Source organism: Thermobaculum sp. T2p (genome assembly GCF_059335935.1).
Genome location: NZ_JANZYQ010000015.1, coordinates 84226 through 100101 on the forward strand (window position 1 = coordinate 84226; position 15876 = coordinate 100101).

Annotated in this window: 17 protein-coding genes; 7 read left to right on the forward strand and 10 right to left on the reverse strand. The window is 60.8% G+C overall.

The features are described 5' to 3' along the window. Positions 1-14: 14 nt before the first annotated feature. Positions 15-392 (reverse strand): sensory rhodopsin transducer, encoded by a 378-nt coding sequence (locus tag N2245_RS07910; protein WP_494536189.1) that lies wholly within the window; start codon positions 390-392, stop codon positions 15-17. A 164-nt stretch (positions 393-556) separates the two neighbouring features. Between N2245_RS07910 and nhaA the strand changes: the two genes are divergently transcribed. Continuing rightward, positions 557-1924 (forward strand): Na+/H+ antiporter NhaA, encoded by a 1368-nt coding sequence (gene nhaA, locus N2245_RS07915; RefSeq protein WP_494536190.1) that lies wholly within the window; start codon positions 557-559, stop codon positions 1922-1924. Positions 1925-2272: 348 nt separating this feature from the next. Further along, positions 2273-3580, forward strand: coding sequence for an alkaline phosphatase (locus tag N2245_RS07920; RefSeq protein ID WP_494536223.1), 1308 nt, complete (start codon positions 2273-2275; stop codon positions 3578-3580). A gap of 38 nt (positions 3581-3618) precedes the next feature. Here the strand turns inward: N2245_RS07920 and N2245_RS07925 are convergent, their stop codons facing one another. Both N2245_RS07925 and N2245_RS07930 read right to left on the reverse strand, forming a co-directional pair. Further along, positions 3619-5103, reverse strand: a complete 1485-nt coding sequence (locus N2245_RS07925; RefSeq protein ID WP_494536191.1) for a glycoside hydrolase family 32 protein — start codon at positions 5101-5103, stop codon at positions 3619-3621. Then, positions 5103-5558: an SRPBCC family protein gene (locus N2245_RS07930; RefSeq protein WP_494536192.1), complete on the reverse strand. Its 456-nt coding sequence runs from the start codon at positions 5556-5558 to the stop codon at positions 5103-5105. The genes N2245_RS07925 and N2245_RS07930 overlap by 1 nt, the downstream gene beginning before the upstream one ends. A 119-nt stretch (positions 5559-5677) precedes the next feature. Here N2245_RS07930 and N2245_RS07935 point away from each other — a divergent pair, with 119 nt between their 5' ends. From N2245_RS07935 to N2245_RS07955, 5 genes are all read left to right on the forward strand, one after another. Beyond that, the gene (locus N2245_RS07935) at positions 5678-6676 is read left to right on the forward strand and encodes a hypothetical protein (RefSeq protein ID WP_494536193.1); all 999 of its coding nucleotides are present in this window, start codon (positions 5678-5680) and stop codon (positions 6674-6676) included. A gap of 79 nt (positions 6677-6755) precedes the next feature. Continuing rightward, positions 6756-7448, forward strand: a complete 693-nt coding sequence (locus tag N2245_RS07940) for a rhomboid family intramembrane serine protease (RefSeq protein ID WP_494536194.1) — start codon at positions 6756-6758, stop codon at positions 7446-7448. 10 nt (positions 7449-7458) lie between these two features. Beyond that, positions 7459-8310, forward strand: a complete 852-nt coding sequence (locus tag N2245_RS07945) for an SDH family Clp fold serine proteinase (protein WP_494536224.1) — start codon at positions 7459-7461, stop codon at positions 8308-8310. 32 nt (positions 8311-8342) lie between these two features. Beyond that, the gene (locus tag N2245_RS07950) at positions 8343-9341 is read left to right on the forward strand and encodes a DnaJ C-terminal domain-containing protein (RefSeq protein ID WP_494536195.1); all 999 of its coding nucleotides are present in this window, start codon (positions 8343-8345) and stop codon (positions 9339-9341) included. A gap of 18 nt (positions 9342-9359) precedes the next feature. Further along, a complete protein-coding gene (locus N2245_RS07955; RefSeq protein ID WP_494536196.1) occupies positions 9360-9638 on the forward strand; it encodes a chaperone modulator CbpM in 279 nt (92 codons plus the stop codon). Between the two features lie 152 nt (positions 9639-9790). Here N2245_RS07955 and N2245_RS07960 read toward each other — a convergent pair whose 3' ends face one another. The 7 genes from N2245_RS07960 to N2245_RS07990 all read right to left on the reverse strand — a co-directional run bounded on the left by N2245_RS07960 (position 9791) and on the right by N2245_RS07990 (position 15875). Beyond that, positions 9791-11137, reverse strand: a complete 1347-nt coding sequence (locus N2245_RS07960; RefSeq protein WP_494536197.1) for an ABC transporter substrate-binding protein — start codon at positions 11135-11137, stop codon at positions 9791-9793. A gap of 44 nt (positions 11138-11181) precedes the next feature. Beyond that, positions 11182-12075, reverse strand: a complete 894-nt coding sequence (locus tag N2245_RS07965; RefSeq protein WP_494536198.1) for a carbohydrate ABC transporter permease — start codon at positions 12073-12075, stop codon at positions 11182-11184. Between the two features lie 10 nt (positions 12076-12085). Beyond that, positions 12086-13006 carry a carbohydrate ABC transporter permease gene (locus N2245_RS07970; RefSeq protein ID WP_494536199.1) on the reverse strand — a complete coding sequence of 307 codons (921 nt, stop codon included), beginning with the start codon at positions 13004-13006 and terminating at the stop codon, positions 12086-12088. A 206-nt stretch (positions 13007-13212) separates the two neighbouring features. Then, entirely contained in the window at positions 13213-13956 is a 744-nt protein-coding gene (locus N2245_RS07975; protein ID WP_494536200.1) for a tyrosine-protein phosphatase, read from the reverse strand. 55 nt (positions 13957-14011) lie between these two features. Further along, positions 14012-14365 (reverse strand): hypothetical protein, encoded by a 354-nt coding sequence (locus N2245_RS07980; RefSeq protein WP_494536201.1) that lies wholly within the window; start codon positions 14363-14365, stop codon positions 14012-14014. Beyond that, positions 14362-14577, reverse strand: coding sequence for a hypothetical protein (locus tag N2245_RS07985; RefSeq protein ID WP_494536202.1), 216 nt, complete (start codon positions 14575-14577; stop codon positions 14362-14364). Before N2245_RS07985 ends, N2245_RS07980 begins: the two co-directional genes overlap by 4 nt. A gap of 356 nt (positions 14578-14933) precedes the next feature. After that, entirely contained in the window at positions 14934-15875 is a 942-nt protein-coding gene (locus N2245_RS07990) for a PfkB family carbohydrate kinase (RefSeq protein WP_494536203.1), read from the reverse strand. Between the last annotated feature and the right edge of the window lies 1 nt (position 15876).

Genomic DNA, 15876 nt, shown 5'->3' on the forward strand with positions numbered 1-15876 from the left:
CCTGCATATGAGGACTACTCAGGTACTGGGAAAGCCATAGTGGTCATGAGCGTGTTCTCGGCCTGCCTAGTGTCCAGCCGCGAGTGCTGTACCACCACCGGGACATCCGAGCGCACTACCAGTGCGTACTCCTTGCCCACAGGTATGGGCTCGGGCTCTTGCAGATCGTTAAGGCGGAGGTGAATCGTACGCCTTGCGGGCACCACGATCCGGTAAGGACCAACCGGCTCTCGGTCCGAGAAGTAGACTGTGAGCTCAAGTTGCGCGTCCTCATCGCCAGTATTGAGAACGCACACCGCCTCGTGGCTCACCATGTCGGGCTCGGGACCATGGCTCCAGGAAGGAATGTACCCATCTGGCACGGCCCACACCTTATGGCCTATCCCTGGCATAGCTTTCTCCTGTTAAGTAATTAATCCGGCTTCTGTTGTACTACGAAACGCCCCTCAAAGGCAAATTTGACCCCCATCATCACCATGCTATATGATGGCTTTATCAGAAAGAAATCATGGAGCGATCGTAACTCCAGAAGCACCGCAAACCCCAGGAGAAGGCGATGGGACAGGCAGCCTCTGAAGGCTTCGTGCAGCGAGAGCAACCCATACGGAAACTACTATACCCTCTGCTGGCCTTCATGGGAGCCCAGAGCTCGAGTGGTATCCTGTTGATAGCCTGTACCGTGATCGCGCTGCTGTGGGCCAACTCCCCCTGGGGACACACCTACGACGCCTTCTGGCACACCGAGTTGGCTGTGGGGCTTGGTAGTTACCAGATCTCGCTCGACCTGCTCCATTGGATCAACGACGGCCTGATGGCGCTCTTCTTCTTCGTCGTGGGGCTAGAGATCAAGCGCGAGCTGCTGGTGGGCGAGCTCTCCAGCTTACGGCAGGCCTCGCTCCCCATTGCCGCTGCCGTCGGCGGTATGCTCGTGCCAGCTGCGATCTACACCCTCTTCAACTGGGGCGGTGAGGGCTCGCACGGTTGGGGCATCCCTATGGCCACGGACATCGCGTTCGCACTGGGCGTGCTCTCTCTGCTGGGCAGCCGCATCCCCAACGCGCTGAAGGTGTTCCTGACGGCACTGGCCATAGTCGACGATATCGGGGCGGTGCTAGTGATCGCCCTTTTCTACACAGAGGACACATCCCTGCGCGCCCTGCTATTTGCCGGTGTAGTGTTCCTGATGCTCGTGGCGTGCAACGCCCTGCATGTGCGCCATCCCATACCCTATGCGCTGTTGGGGCTGGCCATGTGGGTGGCCTTCCTGCAGTCGGGGGTACACGCCTCCATCTCAGGAGTACTCGTGGCGCTGACGATCCCCGCGAGGACGCGGGTGGACACTAAGGAGTTCCTGGATCGCGCGCAGGAGCTGCTCGAGGAATTCGATGCCGCTGGCGAGGAGGGCGAGAGCATCCTGACCAACGCCGGTCAACAGGCCGCGATCCGTGAGATCCAGGCATTGGCCGAGAGTGCCCAGACCCCAATGCAGCGGCTGGACCACATGCTGCATCCGTGGGTAGCGTTCGCGATCATGCCCGTGTTCGCGCTGGCCAACGCGGGGGTGCACCTCGGAGGCCAGATCGACCTCTTTAGCCCTGTGACTCTAGGTGTGATAGCCGGCCTGGTATTGGGCAAGCAGATAGGGATATTCACCGCAAGCTGGGCAAGCGCCCATCTTGGGTTGGCAGACCTTCCGGAAGATACCAGCTGGAAGATGGTATACGGTGCTGGCTGGCTGGGGGGCATAGGCTTCACGATGAGCCTCTTCATAGCCACACTGGCATTCGGAGACGACCAGAGGCTGCTGGACGACGCCAAGGTGGGCATACTGGTGGGATCGCTTATCTCGGGAGTGTCCGGGCTATTGTACCTCCGGAGGGTTATCTCGCGACCCACTGCAACCGCCGTGACTACCGCTAGCTAGCGGACATCGGATAGGCGGCTCGCAGCCCCCTAGCTGGAAGATCCTGATGTGCTCAAAGATCGTAAGTCGTGTGGTAATCCTACACCAAAGGTTGTACATTGCTCCTTTACTGCCAGCCTTATATCACCACAAGCCGAGCAGATCTAGCCACAGTCCAAGCCTCCATGGTCCCTACCGTGGCCTGCGGTATGTAAATCCAGACTTAATGTAGCCCTAAAGTCCCTGTTAAACCCCTGGGGTAACATATGCAGGTGAAGTAAGGCTCATAGTTGGGTACAAGCAGAAAGGAGTCGTAATATGACTTTGAGGTCCAAGGTTATATATCTCCTGCTCGCGATCGCGTTGGTGATGAGCGTGCCGCTTGCTATCGTCAGAGGCGCTGGGAATCGCTCGCCGGCGAGAGCTCGCAGCGTGATCTTCCTGATGGGCGATGGCATGGGAGCCGCCCAGCGCGATGCTATCCAGCTGGTGACAGTCGGCCCATACGGCAGGCTCACGATGGACCAGCTCCCATACACGGGCATGATGAGCACCAACTCCGTGGATCCGAAAACTTTCGTGACGGACTCGGCAGCTGGCGCCACAGCTTGGGCCATAGGACGCAAGACCTATAACGGCGCGATAGCCGTGGACGCCCAGGGCAAACCTTGGCCCACGATCTTGGAGGAGGCTAAGCGAGCGGGCAAGTCGGTGGGGCTTGTGACGACCAGCCAGGTGACCGACGCCTCTCCGGCAGCGTTTGGCGCACACGTCAAGGATCGCGATGAGCAGAGTGAGATCGCTCGCCAGTATCTGGAAAGCTCCAAGGTGGACGTGATCCTCGGCGGTGGCGAAGACTACTGGTACCCCAAGGGCGACCCTGGAGCTTTTCCGGATCATCCAAAGGATGATCCGGAGGAGGGTAGCAAGGGAGATCGAGGCAACCTCGTTCAGGAAGCCAGGCGCCTAGGCTACACCTACGTCACCAATCGTCAGGAGCTAATGTCTGCCAAAGGCCCCAAGCTGCTGGGCCTTTTTGCCAACGAGGAGATGTTCCAGCAGAGGCCCGAGGGTGAGGGTGCGATATACTCACCGGTCGTCTCGCTGCCTGAGATGACCCGTAAAGCGATAGAGATCTTATCTCAGAACCCCAAAGGTTTCTTCCTCTTCGTGGAGCAGGAAGCTATCGATGAGATGGGACACCACAACAACTCCGAGCTGCTAATGAAGGCAGGGCAGGAGCTAGACAAGTCGGTGGGCGTGGCGCTTGACTACGCTAAGAAGAGGGGAGATACGCTGGTGATCGTCACCGGTGATCACGAGTGCTGCGGCCTTACGCTAGAGGGACCAGACGACCCCAAGTATCCAGACGAGGACGGCAGGGAGATAAAGGGCAACATCTCGGGCGAGGATGGTCCATTCAAAGCGAAGCAGTCGAGCTACCTCTTCAAGACAGATTGGACCACTACCGGTCATACTCCTGTGGACGTGCCTGTAAGCGCCTACGGTCCGTATGCAGACAGGCTTGTAGGCAACTATGAGAACACCCACCTGCATGAGGTCTTGCAGCAGGCTCTTGGACTTGGCCCCAACGGCATGCCTGAAACTGGTGGAGGTTGGCAGGACCATCTCGCAGCTTTCTGGAGGGCCTTGACCTCATACCTGCCCCGGAGCTAGCTGAAGGGTAACAGACATGGTGATGCTCCTGGAAGGCATCACCATGTCTGCTGCATTCTCCAAACGCTTAATCTGCGAATCTCTGCCCTGGATTCCCGAGCCGTGATGGTCGTAAGGCGGGCATCTTCCGGAGGATACAGGTTAGTGGAGAGCACCAAATCGCCCTGGTCGACGAACACCTCCAAGCTGGAGGCATCTACGAATATGTGTAGCCTCAAGGTGCCCCTGCGGCGCCGCCAGCCGCACCTGCTGCCTCGCAGGTAGCCATCAGCATGGCTCCGGTCCAGCGTCACGGCTCCGTCCGCACCGCACAGCAGCACTGTGCGGTGGACCCCATCCGGTGAGGCTCGCAGGGCGATCTCCAGCTCTCCCCACCCGTCCGGCCAATCCACCTCAAGCTCCACCTCCATGCAGCTGTCGTCGCTCGGGGGCAGATCGAGGGACTGCCCATGGTCCAGCTGCACACTGCTGTGGAACAAGCGCTCCTGGCGAAGACCTGACAGCTCGGACAATGGTGGGAAGCGCAAGGTACTATCCGCCCTCAGCTGCACCTCCCTGGGCAGCGCCATCGCCCCACACCAACCGCTCTCGACGGTGGGGCCGAACGTGGAGAACCAGGGCATCCAGGGCCAGGAGTTGGCCCAGCCCAGCAGCACGCGCCTGCCGTCAGGAGTAGCTAACGACTGGGGAGCGTAGAAGTCAAAACCGCAGTCGACCTCCCCCATCCTATCAGGGATGAACTTACCCAGCTCATAGTCGATATCGCCCACCAGGTAGAGACCACGAGTCTCCCCCATACCCATTGGAGAGAACAGCAGCACCCATCTATCCTCCAGGGGAAAGACGTCAGGGCACTCCCACATAGTACCCAGGCTGCCATCACTCTCAGCCATCACCCCCACGTAGCGCCATCTTCTCAGATCATCAGACCTATAGAGCAGAGCCTTTCCACGCCCGTCCTTGCAGGATCCCACCACCATGTACCAGCTGTCGTCGTGTCGCCACACCTTGGGATCACGGAAGTCCGGCGAGCCATCGGGAGGTGGCCCGGGAATGATGGGGTTGCCAGGGTACTTGTGGAATGTCACGCCATCATCGCTGTAGGCCATGCACTGTGATTGCCGCAGCTGCCCATCTTCGAAGGTACAGCCCGTGTAGAAGAGGTACAGCAGCCCATCGGACTCGACCGCACTGCCGGAAAAGCATCCTCCACGCTCGTGCAGGTCGTAGGGCTCACTCGGCGCCAAGGCGATGGGCAGGTGCTCCCAGTGTAGGAGGTCCCTGCTGCGCGCGTGTCCCCAGTGCATCGCCCCCCACTGCGCCCCGAAGGGGTTGTGCTGGTAGAAGAGGTGGTAGTAACCCCCGTAGTAGATGAGGCCGTTAGGGTCGTTCATCCATCCAGCCGGCGGCATGAAGTGATATCGCTGGCGCCATGGAGAACCGGTGATCCTCTCTTCTAGCTCCCTACGAGCCTCCTCCGCCCTCCTGATCCTATCTGCATGTGTTTGAGATCTCTCTTGCACTATAGTTTGCCCTCTACGATTTCCAGGATCTTGACGCTGCGATAGTCAAATATCTTGTTGAGCTGGAACCTCACTATTGGGAAGGCTAGATCTCCCAAGGGACTAAGCGGGAGCCTGTAGCGTACGGTGTCAGTCATCAGAGTGTAGCCGTCCAGCGGTTCGAAGCGGTGCTCGTGGACCCATTTGTGGTAGGGCCCCCGCAGTTGCTCGTCGATGAACCTGTGGGGAGGCTCCCAGATGCTGATGCGAGTCAACCAGCGCATGGGTATCCCCATCAGCTTCAGCCTGTACTCGATGAGCGTGCCTTGTCGCATCTCGATGGGTACAGGTGTGAGTATGCCGAAGCTCAGCCAGGGAGGAGTAATCGCCTCCAGGTTCTCCGCCGCAGCAAAGAACGGGAAGACTTCCTCCACCCTTCCTCTTATAAGCGTGCGCCTACGCAATACGTGCCACAAGGTTCACCTCCCATAGATTATACGATTATAGCCCACAGATGGACGTATCTATTTACATATAGAGGGGAAAGTATTACAATCCAGCCAGGATGGCCACTCACGCGCAGGCACGCACCAGGTTGGATATCCTACGACTGCATCCCGTGGCGCTGACGGGCGTGGCTGCCGCTGCGCTATTCACGGCGCTCTGCGGCATCTACTGGGACGTCACCTGGCACGTGGTCTACGGCAGGGACTCCTTTTGGATACCGCCCCATCGGGTGGTGTACGCCGGCGTGGCGCTGGCCTGGCTGGTGGGGGTGATAGGAGCCCTCACGATGCGGGGTCGAGACAGGAGGGTCTTTCTGGGGTTCTGCATAGGCGTCCTGGGCCCCACCATACAGGGAATAGCCGCCCCGATCGATAACACCTGGCACAACACCATAGGGCTCGATCCCACGGTGTGGAGTCCACCACACCTGATGGGCATAGTGGGCGGCGGGGTAGGTGTGCTCGGGATGTTGCTGGCGCTGTCCCCGTATATCAGGGTCGAGAGGGGAAGCATGCTCTCGGCGAGCTTATCTCGGGCCGAGTGGGCGGCTCTCCTCCTGTTCGGAGGTGGACTGTCGCTCGCGCTCTTCGCCCTGGGGGACCTGGACTTCGAGCTGGACAACCAGGATTACCTGCTGTTCCCGCTGATGGCGGGCGCGCTCTCGGCGCTGGTGCTCTTTGCAGCCGGCAGCTACTTCCGCAGGCCCGGAGCCGCGACGCTGGTGGCGCTGATCTACATGGTGTTTCGCTCACTGGTCCTGATCATAGTGTGGCGGATGGGTTTGAGCGACGCGCTCACTCCCCCCGTCTTCGTGCTCGCGCCCGCGGTGGCCATAGACCTGGCTCACGCCATGAACCCGCGATGGGGGGTCCTACTGGGCACTGTGCTGGCGGGCCCGGCGCTGCTGTGGGGGGAGTGGCTCTACCGCAGCCTGTTCGACACTTACCCTTGGAGCTTCCTACAAGTGTTCGCCGCCACCACCACTGTGGCGGCGATCGCGGCCATAGGTGGGCTCGCCGGCATATGTATTGGGAGCATGCTCCGAGATGGCACCCTTACCCCATGCCCACCGGCCTCGGGCGAGTAGCGCACGCTGGACTTGCCTCCCCCTCCCTGCTTAGTGTATCATTTCTCCACATCCACTAGATCACCCCTGGGGAGGCAAGATGATACCCATCAAGGACACGGTGCGCGCGCGGGAGTTCCCGGTGGTCACCGCGGCGCTCATAGCAGCCAACGTGCTCGTCTGGGCGCTCGAGCTCAGCCTGGGGTCCCCCGGCCTGAAAGACCTCGTGTGGCGGCTCGGGGTGGTGCCTGAGCGCTTCCTGCGATCACCTCTGCCCTTCGAGTGGGTGACACTACTGACGTCCCAATTTCTCCATGGCAGCTGGTTTCACCTGGGCAGCAACATGATCGCGCTCTACATCTTCGGGGACAACGTAGAGGATCGGCTAGGGCACCTCAAGTTCCTGCTGTTCTACCTGCTATGCGGCGTGGGAGCCGGCGTGATGCACATCCTGCTCAACTCGAGCTCCGCGGTGCCCGCGATCGGCGCCAGCGGGGCGATATCCGGCATCATGGCCGCCTACCTGGTGCTCTTCCCGCTGGCGCAGGTGGTGACCATCACGTTCTTCTTCTTCCTGCCGCTCTTTGTGGAGGTGCCGGCAGTGATATGGATCGCCATCTGGTTCCTCTCGCAGCTCCTCAACGGCCTGTTCTCGTTGGCCGTTAGCGAGATGATGCTGGGCGGCGTCGCGTGGTGGGCGCATGTGGGCGGCTTCCTGACCGGCCTTGTGCTCGCCAAGCCACTGTCGAGGCCGGCCTACAGGTACCATCCAGACGAATACTGGCCCTGGTAGGAGGTTGCGTATGCTTGAGATCTTCTGGTTATTCCTGATTATCAGCTCGCTCCAGCCCGTGATCCGTCAGAAGTGGCTGGAGGCACAGCGCATACGCTCCTTCAGATCGCTGGAGGAGCGACGGCACAGCCGGGTGATAGGGCTGATACACCGACAGGAGACGATGAGCCTCCTGGGATTCCCCGTGGCTCGCTACATAGACATAGAGGACTCCGAGGCCGTGCTAAGGGCCGTGCACCTGACGGATCCCAGCGTGCCCATCGACATGATCCTGCACACCCCGGGCGGTCTAGTGATAGCAGCGGAACAGATCGCTCGTGCCCTGAAGGCTCATCCCTCCAAAGTCACGGTGTTCGTCCCCCACTACGCCATGAGCGGCGGCACCCTGATAGCTCTGGCTGCCGATGAGATCGTCATGGGACCGCACGCCGTGCTGGGGCCGGTGGATCCCCAGCTGGGGGAGTACCCCGCGGCCTCGATCCTGAAGGTGGTGGAGCAGAAGCCTCTGGCCGAGGTGGACGACCAGACGATCATCCTGGCGGACATCGCCCGCAAGGCGATGGGACAGGTACGGCAGACCGTGCTCGAGCTGCTGGGCGACAAGATGCCGCAGGACAGGGCCGAGGGGCTGGCCGATCTCCTCTCATCGGGCCACTGGACGCACGACTATCCCATCACCGTCGAGGAGGCGCTGAGCATGGGCCTGCCCGTCAGCACGGAGATGCCGAAGGAGGTGTACGACCTCATGCAGCTTTATCCCCAGGCGGGACGCAGGCGGCCATCGGTGGAGTACGTGCCGATCCCCTATGGCCCTCGCGAGAGCCCGGCGAGAAGGCCCGATTCACACAGGTCTCAGGGCTAGCGCAATTGGCGCAATTATTGCTATCCTGATTGATGGCTATGGAGTTCAAGGACTACTACGAGATACTAGGTGTGCCCCGTAACGCCTCGGATAAGGAAATACGCCAGGCGTTCAGACGACTGGCCCGCCAGTACCATCCCGACGTCAACCCGGGCAACAAAGAGGCCGAGGAGCGCTTCAAGGAGATCAGCGAGGCCTATGAAGTCCTCTCCGATCCGGAGAAGCGCAAGATGTACGACCAGTTCGGCGCCCGGTGGCGGGAGTACCAGGCGGCGCAGCAGGCCGGACAGGCGACCGGGCAGGGGTTTGACTGGAGCGACTTTGTGCGCGGGCAGGGCGGCGGCACGCGCTACGAGTACCGCACCTTCTCCGAGGAGGACCTGCGCGACCTCTTCGGAGAGGAGCACCCGTTCTCGGACTTCTTCGAGACCCTTTTCGGCGGAGGTCGTGGCAGGACGAGCACCCGGCAGCGGGCTCGTCCTGGGCAGGACGTGGAGCAAGAGGTACAGGTTACCCTGCGCGAGGCCTATACCGGCACCACGCGCCTGCTAGAGATGCAGCTGCCCAATGGGCAGACTCGGCGCATAGAGGCCAAGATACCCCCGGGCGTGAACACCGGCACGCGAGTGCGCATAGCTGGCCAAGGCATGCCTGGCGCAGGGGGAGGCCCACCGGGCGACCTTTACCTAGTGGTACGGGTGCTGCCGGATCCGGCTTTCGAGCGCGAGGGCGATGACCTGAAGACGAAGATGCAAGTGCCCCTCTCGACCATGCTCCTTGGAGGGGAGGTGCGTGTCCGCACGCCTGATGGACGTACGCTCGCCCTGCGCATACCCGAGCGCACCCAGGACGGCCGGGTGTTCCGCCTGCGGGGGCAGGGGATGCCGCGCCTGAACAACCCGAACCAGAGAGGAGACTTGTTGGTGGAGGCGCACGTGCACCTGCCGGAGAGGTTGACGCCCAGGCAGCGGGAACTGCTGGAGGAGCTGGCACGCCTCTCAGAGGGAGAGGCCACCCAGGCGGCAAGCTGACGAGCTTGGAGGTTGAGGTTGGACCGAGACGAAAGGCTGACCTACTACAGGATAGAGACAGCTTCCCAGGTTGTGGGGATACCCCCTTCAACTATCCGCTATTACGTGCGGGTTGGTCTGGTCAGGACCCGCCGTGAGGGCAGGGAAGAGCTGCTGGATGAGCAGGAGATAGCGAGGCTGCGCCGCATCCGTAGGCTGCGAGAGGACCTCGGGATCAACACCGCGGGAGTAGAGGTCGTCATGCGCCTGCTGGACGAGCTGGAGTCCCTGCGTGCCAGGCTTGCCGAGTCCCGCTAGATCCAGCCTACTCCCCAGCACGTGGCTGCGAAGGGCTGGAGACCCCAGCCCATCTGAGTCCACCAATATAAGGTGTGTCGCATCACTTCTGGCCTAAAAAGTTGGCCCCAACGGACTGAATCGTCGGGGCCAGGCCTCCGTAGAGGTGATACCTACAGTCCAACCTCCTGGATCTGCTGCTTGACGTCCTCGGCGTCACGCGCGAGCCTCTGGGCAGCGTCCTTGAAGGCCTGTTCAGCCGGTGTGTTGCGCACAAAGATCTTCTCCAGCGCCTCCCCTATCGTCTGGTCGCCGTTGGGGATGAACAGGCGAGCGGTGTCCTGAGGCTGCGTCTTGGGCAGCTGATCCACCGCCACCTTGAACTGGGGGTTCTGCTTGAAGTACTCCTGCATCTGGCTCGATTCACGCGCCGACTCGGTCACCGGCATGTAGCCACTCTGTTGTGACCAGAACACCACGTTCTCGGGTTGTGCTAGGAACTTGATGAACTCGAAAGCAGCTTGCTTGCGGTCGCTGGAGGAGGCCGCGATGATGCTCAACCCGGAGCCGCCAGTCGGACACCCGAAGTGCTCGTGCTTGGGGAGGAAGGCCGTGCCCACCTCGAACTTAGCTGTCTCCAAGATCTCCCCCAAAGACCCAGTAGACTGCTGGGTCATGGCACATATGCCGTTGGCGAAGTCGACGCTCTGATCCTCCGCCATGTACCCTAGCCCTTCATCGTGGATGAACTTGCGGACCCATTCGCCCGCCTCCACAGACTTATCTTTATCTATCAGGATGTTGAGCTCCTTGTCGGAGTAGTTGCCTCCCCACTGCCACTCGTTGCCTTGGAAGTGCCAGGCATTATAGTTCTTGGCCGTGGTGAAGGCGTAAGGCTTCTTCACACCGGCACTCGCCTTCAACTCCTTGGCAGCCTCCAGCACCTCATCCCAGGTCTCGGGCGCCTTGTCCGGCAGCCCCGCCTTCTTGAAGAGGTCTCGGTTATAGTAGAAGAGCGGTGTGCTGCGGGCAAAGGGTACCCACCAGGTCTTCCCTTGCCTGGTGCCCTCATTAATAAGGGGATCCACATAGTCATTCCTGTCCAGGTTCTGGTTCTTGAAGTAGTCGTCCAGTGGCTCTAGGGTCTGGTTGAGATAGAACTTGTTCCAAGTAACCTCGCTGAGCACCACTAGGTCGGGCACTTGTTTTGCGGCCATCGCCGTGGCCAGCTTCTGAGCCAGCTCCTCGTAGGTACCCTGGTACTGGTTCTCCACGAAGATGTCGCTCTGGGATTTGTTGAACTTGTTCACCAGGGTCTGCAGTGCCTCGCCGTTCTTGCCGCCCCAGGCGGACCAGAAGACCACGCGCGTCCGGTTGCGAGCCTCGGGGGGTACCGTGCCGGTGCTGCTCGGCTGAGCGGCGCCGCCACCACCGCCCGCACCACAGGCCGCCACCACGAGCGACCCCATCGCGGCCCCCGAAGTCACCAGAAACTTCCTGCGGTTCATCTTCCAAGCCAATTGACCAACCTCCCTTCGATTAGTGGCCCACCCCGTGCATCTCCCTAACCTTTGAGGGCACCGGCCGTCAGTCCGGATATTATGTACCGCTGCGCCCAGATGAAGAGCGCCAGCACGGGGATCACCACGAACACCGTGCCGGCCATGATCACCCCCCATTGGTTGGCGCCCTCCGTGTCGAAGAGGTACTTGATGCCGATCGACAGCACCCTCATCTCCACCTTGTTGGTGACTATCAGCGGCCAGAGATAATCGTTCCACTTGGCCACCACGGAGATGAGCGTGATCGTCACCAGCATCGGCTTGGACAGCGGCAACACGATGGACACCAGCCTTCTGAGGTGCCCCGCGCCCTCTATGATCGCAGCTTCCATCACCTCCTTCGGCAGGGTCATGAAGTGCTGGCGCAGCAGGAACGTCGTGAAGGCCACCGACGCCCCCGGCAGCACTATCCCTTGATAAGTGTTGAGCCATCCGAGGCTAGCTATCGTGAGGTAATTGGGCAGGATCGTCACCTGCAGCGGGATCATCAGGGTAGCCAGCAGCGCTACGAACACGAAGTTCTTCCCCGGGAACCGGATGTAAGCCAACGCGTACGCCGTGAGGCAGGCGTTGACCACCTCGAGCGCCACCCCGAAGAAGGTGACGATCACCGTGTTGATGTAGAACCTCCCAAAAGGAGCGCTGCGCCAGGCCTCGCTGTAGTTGGCCCAGCGAAAGCTCGTCGGCACCCACTGGGGCGGGAAGGTGTAGATCTCTCCCAGAGTCTTCACAGACGCCGTCAGCATCCAGTACATAGGGACAATGAACACCAGCACCGTCAACGCCATCGCCAAGTAGAGCCACATCCCGAACATACGGCGTGTGAGCAAGTCAAGCACCACCGACCTCCCAGCAGTGCTGGACTGTATCGTGCTCTTGACGGCCTCGCCTTTCATATCCTACCCCCTACTCGTAGTACACTTTGCGTTGTAGCCACCCCACCTGCACCAAGGTGACCACCAGCAGGATGATGAACATCAGCATGCCAGATGCTGCAGCTATCCCCGCCCGAAAGGCCCTGAAGCCCTGCTCGTACATGTACCAGATCAGCGTCGTCGTCGCGCCCACCGGGCCTCCGTCCGTCATCACGGATATGATGTCGAAGGCCTGCACCGAGGATATGATCGTGGTGACGATCAGGAAGAACGTCACCGGCGAGAGCTGAGGTAACGTCACGTGCAGGAACTGCTGCCACCTGCCGGCGCCATCGACCCGTGCCGCCTCGTACAGCTCGGCAGGGATGTTCTGCAGACCTGCAAGGTAGATCATTGCGCTGTAGCCTAAGTTCTTCCAGAGGTACACGATGATCACCGCGGGCATAGCCCAAGCGGGGCTGCCTAGCCAGTCGATCGGTGGCAGCCCGAACCACCCCAGGATGGTCCGCATCAACCCATAGTTGGGATCGAAGATATAGGCCCATACTAGGCCAACCGCCGCGCCCGAGAGGATCACCGGAGCGAACACTACCGTGCGCGCGAAGTTGCGCCCGCGCAGCCGTTGGTTGAGCAGGAGCGCCAGGGCCAGCCCCAGCGCCAGGCTACCCACCAGCACGGCCACCGTGAAATAAAGCGTGTTGAACATGACCCGGTGAAAATCGGGATCGCTGAACAGGTAGGCATAGTTCTCCAGTCCCACGAACCGCTTCACAGGCGAGATCATGTCCCAGTGCACCAGGCTCAGGTACCCCTGATACACTAGCGGCCAGTAGGTGAAGACTATGAACAGTAGGAAGTTGGGAGCAACGAAAGCTAGAAATATCAGGTGCTCGCGGTTGAACACCCTGCGCCCACGGGCGGTGGGTACCCGCTCCTTACTGGCTACTTCCAACCTATTGGCTCCTTTCACTCGTTATTTTCGAACGGCTCAACTGGATCCGCGCCATTATATTGGTCAGCACCCACCTGGGGCACTACCGATCACAGAAAGCTAAGCAAGATTTAATGCCCTCTTTAAGATCGGCTCCAAAGGCCGTCCATAGAGTTGTGCACATATGATACTCAAATTATGTGCAAATGCAAGCCCTTCGCATCTGATCAGGGCACGTAGCCTAGCAGGCGCGCCTGTATCAGCCCCAGTTCGAGGTCGGTCAACCCTATATGCCGGAGATAGGGATCCACACCACCGTAGCGACGATCCAAGTGATCGAGCATCTCCAGCATGACCTCTCTCCGCGGCATCATTACGTCCAGTTCCCTCTCTATCTCTTGCCGACGCTCGGGGTTATGCCTCAAGGTCTCCTCCCACTCTGGTCGCAGGCACTCTGCGGTGAGCGCGTAGTCGGCGGCTATCACGTCGTGGGGCACACGCACTACGCCCAACAGCAGCGCCGCAGCGATGCCCGTGCGGTCCTTGCCGCCCGCGCAGTGCAGCAGCACTGCGCCCTCTGGCGAGGCGTGGGCGATCGCATGGATGATGCCCGCCATCCGGCCGGTATAGCGGTCCAGCATCATCTTGTAGTTATCAGCGAGGGTCGTGAAGTCCTTGGGAGGGAACTCGGCAGGATCGATCATCGAGATGTGGTGGTATGCGACATCGTGCTCCCCCGGAGTCGCGTATGGGCTGGGGTCGGCCTCGACCTCGTGAGGCAGGCGAAGGTCGACTATCGTGCGCACGCCGTACGCCAGGAGGGCCGCGCGGCCTGCCATAGTGAGCTTGGACACCGTGTCGGCACGCACCACGGTCCCCCAGCGCGTCCACACCCCGTAAGCTGTGGGGTAACCCCCGAGATCGCGGATGTTGAGGCAACCCTCCCAGGCAAGAATCCTTCGATGCACCATACGGCCTCCTGTAGGTTACCTAACGATAACGCAGAAGGCCGAGGAGCGCAAGCCCCTATCTCCAGGAAGGCTCAGGCGGCAACTCGGTTCGCTCCACACTGGTGTCCCACGCCGCCCTCGATCTCCATACCAGGTAGATGTTGTACAGCGCGGCGAACGCAAAGCCCGACAGCATACCCCAGAACCCCAGTCCCCAGTGTACCTGTATCAGCCCGGAGAGCCCCACCATGTCGCCGCTAGCGCCGCTTGCCAGCTCCTCACGCATCGAGTTGATGGTCGAGACGCGTAACAGCATGATGTCCAGCACGCCCAGGATGCCCAGGATCGCGCCGACGAGCCCCTTCCAGCTCTTCCAAGCCCCTAACCCAAGGACGATGCCCACCACAGCAAAGACCGCCAAGGTCCTCATGTGCCACTTCCAACCGGCTCCGGAGCCCTTTTCGCTGGAGGCACTAGCCTCGTTGAGCTCGGCGCTATCCACGGGTCCTGCCCAAGGGCCTGGTCCATCGCCGTGACCCTCATCACCTCCTGGCCGCCACAGGTGACGGTCATGAACGGCAGGGTGAAGCAGAGCAGCGTGAGCAAGAACAGCAGAGAAGACAGCTTAGGACTATGCAACATGATACCCCTCCAGTGATAAGTTGGCTTCGCCCAGCGTAGGTGCAGCCTGGGTCAGAGCTCTGCGGTCAGGGGCTGTAGCGCCACGATCTCACAGGGCCTCGCAGCCAGCAGCTGCATCTCCTCCACCAGACGCCCCCAAGTATAAGTACCCTTTTTGACAACTTATATGTCACAACACAGCGGCAAAAGAGGCAACAACGCGCAGAGGACCCAAGCCCATCTCCGAGGCGAGCTCACACACCCCACCTACCCTGAAGGATATGACGACTGATCGGTGGGACCTATGTCCTGGAGAGATCGAAAGCAAAGGGGGGAGCTGTCGCTCCCCCCACCTCCCCGCTTAGGGCCTCGGAAGCTTACCTCGACATATCCTCACCCAAGAGGGCCTCCAGCTCCTCCAGGGTGGGGCCTGTGGCCGGGCCACGACGCCCGACAGCTATCGAGGCCGCGACGTTAGCCCGGCTTGCGGCCTCCTCAAAAGGATGTCCCGCGTACAGCGCCGCCAGCAGCGCCGCCACGTGCGCGTCGCCAGCCCCTGTGGAATCCACCGCCACCACGGGCCTTCCGGGCACGTGCCTCAGATGCCTGTCAGGGCTAGCTATCCAACAGCCTTGAGAACCCACCCGCACTACTACCCAGGCATCCTCATGGAGCAAGCTAGCAAGCCTCTCCACAGCGGTCGGCAAGTTATCCTCACCCGCCAGTATGGCCAGCTCCCGCTGGTTCAAGCTTATTATGTCAACTCGCCTCAGGACGACGTAGAGGTACCTGACCGGGATCTCCCCCACGAGTGGGCCGGGATCGAAGGCCAGCAGGACGTCCTGTGACAGGGCCGGCAACCAGTCAGCTAGCGAAGCGCCGGAGACCGGGTAACACAGATCGTAGCCCGAGATGTACACGACGTCTCCACTCTCAAGAGGAATAGCTGCTAGGTCCGAGGCTGTAAGCCTGGACTCCACCCCTGGAGCAGTCACGAACGTGCGTTCGCCATCAGGCTCCACCAAGCCGATATCGAAGCCAGTATCACCATCGCTGGACAACGGTAGGAGGAGGGGGATAGCAGCAGATTCCAGATCTCGCAGCACCTGAGCACCCATTGGACCGTTGCCTATCTTGCCTGCATATGCTACCGGCATACCCAGCCTGGATGCCCCCACCAGCACGTTGTAGCCACCACCAGCGGTCACCATCGCTCCTTGTGCCAGGACATCACTCCCTCTCTCGGGCATATGGGGCACGTAGAGCAAGACGTCCACCAGTACGCTGCCCACCAGCACCAACCTGCGAGGGCGCCTCATC

Bases quoted from the DNA above. Each gene is read 5' to 3' on its own strand.
- N2245_RS07985 (WP_494536202.1), bottom strand. From the start codon at position 14,577: ATGTTGCATAGTCCTAAGCTGTCTTCTCTGCTGTTCTTGCTCACGCTG.
- nhaA (WP_494536190.1), top strand. From the start codon at position 557: ATGGGACAGGCAGCCTCTGAAGGCTTCGTGCAGCGAGAGCAACCCATA.
- N2245_RS07950 (WP_494536195.1), top strand. From the start codon at position 8,343: ATGGCTATGGAGTTCAAGGACTACTACGAGATACTAGGTGTGCCCCGT.
- N2245_RS07945 (WP_494536224.1), top strand. From the start codon at position 7,459: ATGCTTGAGATCTTCTGGTTATTCCTGATTATCAGCTCGCTCCAGCCC.
- N2245_RS07975 (WP_494536200.1), bottom strand. From the start codon at position 13,956: ATGGTGCATCGAAGGATTCTTGCCTGGGAGGGTTGCCTCAACATCCGC.
- N2245_RS07920 (WP_494536223.1), top strand. From the start codon at position 2,273: ATGAGCGTGCCGCTTGCTATCGTCAGAGGCGCTGGGAATCGCTCGCCG.
- N2245_RS07990 (WP_494536203.1), bottom strand. From the start codon at position 15,875: ATGAGGCGCCCTCGCAGGTTGGTGCTGGTGGGCAGCGTACTGGTGGAC.
- N2245_RS07965 (WP_494536198.1), bottom strand. From the start codon at position 12,075: ATGAAAGGCGAGGCCGTCAAGAGCACGATACAGTCCAGCACTGCTGGG.
- N2245_RS07940 (WP_494536194.1), top strand. From the start codon at position 6,756: ATGATACCCATCAAGGACACGGTGCGCGCGCGGGAGTTCCCGGTGGTC.
- N2245_RS07910 (WP_494536189.1), bottom strand. From the start codon at position 392: ATGCCAGGGATAGGCCATAAGGTGTGGGCCGTGCCAGATGGGTACATT.
- N2245_RS07980 (WP_494536201.1), bottom strand. From the start codon at position 14,365: ATGAGGACCTTGGCGGTCTTTGCTGTGGTGGGCATCGTCCTTGGGTTA.